The sequence below is a fragment of the Caballeronia sp. INDeC2 genome (assembly GCF_023631325.1).
GTDB lineage: Bacteria > Pseudomonadota > Gammaproteobacteria > Burkholderiales > Burkholderiaceae > Caballeronia.
This window is the reverse complement of sequence record NZ_JALQDG010000056.1, coordinates 1-5504: the sequence shown is the minus strand read 5'-3', so window position 1 is coordinate 5504 and position 5504 is coordinate 1. Positions and strand designations below refer to the sequence as shown.

2 tRNA genes and 3 rRNA genes are annotated in these 5504 nt (G+C 53.3%); all 5 read right to left on the bottom strand.

Features of this window, described 5'->3' with window-relative positions:
- Window positions 1-49: 49 nt before the first annotated feature.
- Window positions 50-162: ribosomal RNA gene (gene rrf / locus NCS28_RS32975) — 5S ribosomal RNA — on the bottom strand.
- Between the two features lie 143 nt (window positions 163-305).
- Window positions 306-3190: ribosomal RNA gene (locus NCS28_RS32970) — 23S ribosomal RNA — on the bottom strand.
- Between the two features lie 341 nt (window positions 3191-3531).
- A tRNA-Ala gene (locus NCS28_RS32965) sits at window positions 3532-3607 on the bottom strand.
- Between the two features lie 22 nt (window positions 3608-3629).
- A tRNA-Ile gene (locus tag NCS28_RS32960) sits at window positions 3630-3706 on the bottom strand.
- A gap of 62 nt (window positions 3707-3768) precedes the next feature.
- Window positions 3769-5300: ribosomal RNA gene (locus NCS28_RS32955) — 16S ribosomal RNA — on the bottom strand.
- Together the 16S, 23S and 5S rRNA genes with 2 tRNA genes alongside form the textbook arrangement of a ribosomal RNA operon.
- Window positions 5301-5504: the final 204 nt, after the last annotated feature.

Sequence of the window (5504 nt, the reverse complement as noted above, 5' to 3'; positions counted from 1 at the left end):
GCAAAAACCCCACCTTGCAGGGGTGGGGTTTTTGTTTGGAGCATAAGGAGCCTGACGATTACCTACTTTCACACGGGCATCCGCACTATCATCGGCGTGGAGTCGTTTCACGGTCCTGTTCGGGATGGGAAGGGGTGGGACCGACTCGCTATGGTCATCAGGCATGACTTGTTGTTGTGGGCGGGGTGGGTACACCTGTCGCACAACCAATCTGGGAAGAAGCGGTAAAGAATTCGGGTGGCGATTGTCGCACACGCTGTACTCGCCAGTGGTGGCTCGCTGAGAGAGGCAAACACACTGGTTATAGGATCAAGCCTTACGGGCAATTAGTATCAGTTAGCTCAATGCATTACTGCACTTACACACCTGACCTATCAACGTCCTGGTCTGGAACGACCCTTCAAGGGGCTCGAAGCCCCGGGGATATCTCATCTTAAGGCGAGTTTCCCGCTTAGATGCTTTCAGCGGTTATCTCTTCCGAACATAGCTACCCGGCGATGCCACTGGCGTGACAACCGGTACACCAGAGGTTCGTCCACTCCGGTCCTCTCGTACTAGGAGCAGCCCCCTTCAAATATCCAACGCCCACGGCAGATAGGGACCAAACTGTCTCACGACGTTTTAAACCCAGCTCACGTACCTCTTTAAATGGCGAACAGCCATACCCTTGGGACCGGCTACAGCCCCAGGATGAGATGAGCCGACATCGAGGTGCCAAACACCGCCGTCGATATGAACTCTTGGGCGGTATCAGCCTGTTATCCCCAGAGTACCTTTTATCCGTTGAGCGATGGCCCTTCCATACAGAACCACCGGATCACTATGACCTGCTTTCGCACCTGCTCGACTTGTCGGTCTCGCAGTTAAGCACGCTTATGCCATTGCACTATCAGCACGATTTCCGACCGTACCTAGCGTACCTTCGTACTCCTCCGTTACACTTTGGGAGGAGACCGCCCCAGTCAAACTGCCTACCATGCACTGTCCCCGATCCGGATCACGGACCAAGGTTAGAACCTCAAACAAACCAGGGTGGTATTTCAAGGACGGCTCCAGCGAAACTAGCGTTCCGCTTTCATAGCCTCCCACCTATCCTACACAGATCGGTTCAAAGTCCAATGCAAAGCTACAGTAAAGGTTCATGGGGTCTTTCCGTCTAGCCGCGGGGAGATTGCATCATCACAAACACTTCAACTTCGCTGAGTCTCGGGAGGAGACAGTGTGGCCATCGTTACGCCATTCGTGCAGGTCGGAACTTACCCGACAAGGAATTTCGCTACCTTAGGACCGTTATAGTTACGGCCGCCGTTTACCGGGACTTCAATCAAGAGCTTGCACCCCATCATTTAATCTTCCGGCACCGGGCAGGCGTCACACCCTATACGTCCACTTTCGTGTTTGCAGAGTGCTGTGTTTTTATTAAACAGTCGCAGCCACCAGTTTATTGCAACCTCTTCACCCTTCTGGCGCAGGCCAGTCAAGCTACAGAGGCGTACCTTATCCCGAAGTTACGGTACCAATTTGCCGAGTTCCTTCTCCCGAGTTCTCTCAAGCGCCTTAGAATACTCATCTCGCCCACCTGTGTCGGTTTGCGGTACGGTCACTATTAGACTGAAGCTTAGAGGCTTTTCTTGGAACCACTTCCAATTGCTTCGCTTCCGAAGAAGCTCGCGCCACGCCCTTGAATTACGCACCCGGATTTGCCTGAGTGCCTTCTCCAACGCAGCGACCGGGACGTCCAACACCCGGACAACCTTCCGCGATCCGTCCCCCCATCGCATCTAACAATGGTGCAGGAATATTGACCTGCTTCCCATCAGCTACGCATTTCTGCCTCGCCTTAGGGGCCGACTCACCCTACGCCGATGAACGTTGCGTAGGAAACCTTGGGCTTACGGCGAGGGGGCTTTTCACCCCCTTTATCGCTACTCATGTCAGCATTCGCACTTCCGATACCTCCAGCATGCCTTTCGACACACCTTCGCAGGCTTACGGAACGCTCTCCTACCACACGCACTTTCGTGCGTATCCGCAGCTTCGGTGACTGGCTTGAGCCCCGTTACATCTTCCGCGCAGGACGACTCGATCAGTGAGCTATTACGCTTTCTTTAAAGGGTGGCTGCTTCTAAGCCAACCTCCTGACTGTTTTAGCCTTCCCACTTCGTTTCCCACTTAGCCAATCTTTGGGACCTTAGCTGGCGGTCTGGGTTGTTTCCCTCTTGACACCGGACGTTAGCACCCGATGTCTGTCTCCCGTGATTGCACTCTTCGGTATTCGGAGTTTGCTATGGCGTAGTAATCCGCAATGGACCCCACAACCATGACAGTGCTCTACCCCCGAAGGTGATACACGAGGCACTACCTAAATAGTTTTCGGAGAGAACCAGCTATTTCCAAGTTTGTTTAGCCTTTCACCCCTATCCACAGCTCATCCCCTAACTTTTCAACGTTAGTGGGTTCGGTCCTCCAGTACGTGTTACCGCACCTTCAACCTGGCCATGGATAGATCACTTGGTTTCGGGTCTACGCCCAGCAACTGATCGCCCTGTTCGGACTCGCTTTCGCTACGCCTGCCTTAATCAGTTAAGCTCGCTACTGAACGTAAGTCGCTGACCCATTATACAAAAGGTACGCCGTCACTCTCTTGCGAAAGCTCCGACTGTTTGTATGCATGCGGTTTCAGGATCTATTTCACTCCCCTCCCGGGGTTCTTTTCGCCTTTCCCTCACGGTACTGGTTCACTATCGGTCGATCACGAGTATTTAGCCTTGGAGGATGGTCCCCCCATCTTCAGACAGGATTTCACGTGTCCCGCCCTACTTGTCGTACCCCTAGTTCTTTCAACCTATTTTCGCCTACAGGGCTATCACCTGCTAGGGCCGCACTTTCCAGAGCGTTCGGCTAATAAGTCAAATAAAGAGTACAGGCTGATCCCATTTCGCTCGCCACTACTTTGGGAATCTCGGTTGATTTCTGTTCCTGCGGTTACTTAGATGTTTCAGTTCACCGCGTTCGCTTCGCATAGCCTATGGATTCAGCTATGGATACTCCATAAGGAGTGGGTTTCCCCATTCGGACATCGACGGATCAAAGCTCGTTTGCCAGCTCCCCGTCGCTTTTCGCAGGCTACCGCGTCCTTCATCGCCTGTGATCGCCAAGGCATCCACCACATGCACTTGTTCGCTTGACCCTATAACGAGTGTGTCTGCGCGATCAGCGTGAGCGCTTTGGCGCTTACCCCGATCCCTTCCCCGCAAGGGGACGACTCATTTCGCTACAGGCTGAGTATTCGCGTTGTGCCGTATTCCAAGTCATCATTTAAGATCACTTTTCATACTCGATACAATCACTACCCTGACTACCCTACTCACACCCATCTCTAAGTGCTTTCGACTAGTCTCTTTACTACTTCTTCCAGATTGTTAAAGAACGTTTAGCCGACAGGTGTACTTCGCTACCTTCAGCATCAACTGGCTATCAGTCGCCAATGCACAACGTTGAATCACGATTCAGCGCTGTGCATTGAGGACTTGGTGGAGGATGACGGGATCGAACCGACGACCCCCTGCTTGCAAAGCAGGTGCTCTCCCAGCTGAGCTAATCCCCCTGTGTCAATACATCTCGACTCGTGGTGGGTCTGGTTGGATTCGAACCAACGACCCCCGCCTTATCAAGACGGTGCTCTAACCGACTGAGCTACAGACCCTTAGCCTGTTCTAAACAACAGCCGATAAGCGTGAGCGCTTAACTTGAAGTGCGAAGCTCGAGAAAGGAGGTGATCCAGCCGCACCTTCCGATACGGCTACCTTGTTACGACTTCACCCCAGTCATGAATCCTACCGTGGTGACCGTCCTCCTTGCGGTTAGACTAGCCACTTCTGGTAAAACCCACTCCCATGGTGTGACGGGCGGTGTGTACAAGACCCGGGAACGTATTCACCGCGGCATGCTGATCCGCGATTACTAGCGATTCCAGCTTCACGCAGTCGAGTTGCAGACTGCGATCCGGACTACGATCGGTTTTCTGGGATTGGCTCCACCTCGCGGCTTGGCAACCCTCTGTTCCGACCATTGTATGACGTGTGAAGCCCTACCCATAAGGGCCATGAGGACTTGACGTCATCCCCACCTTCCTCCGGTTTGTCACCGGCAGTCTCCTTAGAGTGCTCTTGCGTAGCAACTAAGGACAAGGGTTGCGCTCGTTGCGGGACTTAACCCAACATCTCACGACACGAGCTGACGACAGCCATGCAGCACCTGTGCGCCGGTTCTCTTTCGAGCACGTCCACCTCTCAGCAGACTTCCGACCATGTCAAGGGTAGGTAAGGTTTTTCGCGTTGCATCGAATTAATCCACATCATCCACCGCTTGTGCGGGTCCCCGTCAATTCCTTTGAGTTTTAATCTTGCGACCGTACTCCCCAGGCGGTCAACTTCACGCGTTAGCTACGTTACTAAGGAAATGAATCCCCAACAACTAGTTGACATCGTTTAGGGCGTGGACTACCAGGGTATCTAATCCTGTTTGCTCCCCACGCTTTCGTGCATGAGCGTCAGTGTTGGCCCAGGAGGCTGCCTTCGCCATCGGTATTCCTCCACATCTCTACGCATTTCACTGCTACACGTGGAATTCTACCTCCCTCTGCCACACTCAAAGCCTGCCAGTCACCAATGCAGTTCCCAGGTTAAGCCCGGGGATTTCACATCGGTCTTAACAGACCGCCTGCGCACGCTTTACGCCCAGTAATTCCGATTAACGCTCGCACCCTACGTATTACCGCGGCTGCTGGCACGTAGTTAGCCGGTGCTTATTCTTCCGGTACCGTCATCCCACCACCATATTAGGGCGATGGTTTTCTTTCCGGACAAAAGTGCTTTACAACCCGAAGGCCTTCTTCACACACGCGGCATTGCTGGATCAGGGTTGCCCCCATTGTCCAAAATTCCCCACTGCTGCCTCCCGTAGGAGTCTGGGCCGTGTCTCAGTCCCAGTGTGGCTGGTCGTCCTCTCAGACCAGCTACAGATCGTCGCCTTGGTAGGCCTTTACCCCACCAACTAGCTAATCTGCCATCGGCCGCCCCTGCAGCGCGAGGTCCGAAGATCCCCCGCTTTCTCCCTCAGGTCGTATGCGGTATTAATCCGGCTTTCGCCGGGCTATCCCCCACTACAGGACACGTTCCGATGTATTACTCACCCGTTCGCCACTCGCCACCAGGGTTGCCCCCGTGCTGCCGTTCGACTTGCATGTGTAAGGCATGCCGCCAGCGTTCAATCTGAGCCAGGATCAAACTCTTCAGTTCAAACCTGTTACTGTTTTCTATTCTTCCGAATAGGTCGCTCACTCAACGTTCTGACGATGATTTATTCCATCCAAAGACAGATAAAACCTTCCTCTGATACTTCGTGTGAGACTCTTGATACCTTCGCCATTACCAGCTCCGAAGAACCGGCCGCACCCAGCAATCAAGCGCCCACACTTATCGGCTGTTAGTTTTTAAAGAGCA